3 protein-coding genes are annotated in these 1359 nt (G+C 62.6%); 2 read left to right on the top strand and 1 reads right to left on the bottom strand.

What is annotated here, in order from left to right; genetic code table 11:
* The coding region (locus KNW02_RS20585) for an IS256 family transposase (RefSeq protein ID WP_256447784.1) at positions 1-729 on the bottom strand (729 nt) is incomplete at its 3' end.
* Here KNW02_RS20585 and KNW02_RS20580 point away from each other — a divergent pair.
* On the top strand, positions 622-1071 hold the full coding sequence (locus KNW02_RS20580; protein WP_252734170.1) for a tyrosine-type recombinase/integrase: 450 nt from the start codon (positions 622-624) through the stop codon (positions 1069-1071). The two genes, KNW02_RS20585 and KNW02_RS20580, sit on opposite strands and share 108 nt — an antisense overlap.
* 10 nt (positions 1072-1081) lie before the next feature.
* The coding region (locus KNW02_RS20575; protein ID WP_216035036.1) for a transposase zinc-binding domain-containing protein at positions 1082-1359 on the top strand (278 nt) is incomplete at its 3' end.

Here is a 1359-nt window from a genome sequence, read left to right as displayed (position 1 = left end):
CCGAAACGTCCGGGAATGGTTTGCGGCCCGCAACCAGTTCGCCATAATGTTCGGCGAGCGCTTCGCCGCTTGAGTATCTGAAACTGCATGGGCCGGATCAGATACACAGAGTTCCTGACACTCCCCGCCCTCGTTCTCGGCGATCCACAGGCCCAGAACCTCGCGCAGACCGTCGCGGGTGACGCCGAGGGCGACGTAAACGGCTTTGTTCTTCACCGTCCGGCTGTCGGCATCGCGGATCTTCACCCGGAGGGCGTCGAAGATCACGATGGGATACATCCGATCCAGCGCCCGGCTCTGCCATTCCCGAACCTCGTCCAGCACGGCATCGGTAACGCGGCTGATCAGATCAGGCGACACCTGCAGCCCGTAGAGCTCCAGCAGATGCGCCTGGATGTCCCGGACCGTCAAACCGGCAGCGTAAAGTCCGATGATTTTGTCATCCATCCCGTCGATCCGGGTCTGGCCCTTCTTGATCAGCTCCGGCTCGAAGCTGCTGTCACGGTCGCGGGGAACCGCCACCGGCAGCTCGCCGTCCTGACCTTTCAGCACCTTCGTCGATGCGCCATTGCGCCGGTTGCGCTGCCCGGCAGGGGCCTCCTTGCCCTCATCATAGCCCAGATGCGCGGTCAACTCCGCTCCGAGCATCCGTTCCATCAGCCGGATTTTCAGTTCTTTCATCAGCCCGGCTTCGCCGAGCAGGTCCTCCGGGCGCTCAACACCCTTCAGCAGTTCGTCCAGAATTTCCTTGGAGATCGTCATACATGCTTCCTTTCGGTGAAGCATGGACCCGATCAATCATACACAAAAGATCGGACACTCCCTAGGGCGGCGGGACTGACCAAGAAGGTCAGTGTACACACGCTACGGCACAGCTTCGCGACCCATCTCTTGGAAAGCGGCGTCGTGCTGAAAGCACGCCTCAGGCGTGACATCCGCATCATCCAGGTGCTGCTCGGGCACAATTCCCTGTCGACAACGGCCCGCTACACGCAGGTCGCCACGACAACAATAGCGAAGACGCAAAGCCCGTTCGACCGCCTGAGCCTGGAGGTGGTGCCGCCCGGGTGATGGCCGAGCCGTGCGTCCGGTTCTGGAGGTGGCGGATATCTTCCGCCGCCATGGAACTGCCTATGTTCAGGCACACGGCGACCATCTCGGCCGGGTCGAACGCCGAGTAATGTCGGCAATCGAGTTGTGCCGCACTCCGGCACTCGGCGGCCATGTCGAAGGCTGTCGGACCTGTGGCACGATCCGTGTCGCCTATAATTCCTGCCGCAACCGGCACTGTCCGAAGTGTCAGGGCGCGGCGGCTCGTGACTGGCTGGTCGCGCGGGCGGGCGACCTGCTGCCGGTCCC

Source organism: Paracoccus marinaquae (genome assembly GCF_018860165.1).
Taxonomy (GTDB): domain Bacteria; phylum Pseudomonadota; class Alphaproteobacteria; order Rhodobacterales; family Rhodobacteraceae; genus Paracoccus; species Paracoccus marinaquae.
Note: the sequence above shows the minus strand (reverse complement) of the source record. Positions and strands in the feature narration are given on the sequence as shown.

Bases quoted from the DNA above. Each gene is read 5' to 3' on its own strand.
- KNW02_RS20580 (WP_252734170.1), top strand. From the start codon at position 622: ATGCGCGGTCAACTCCGCTCCGAGCATCCGTTCCATCAGCCGGATTTT.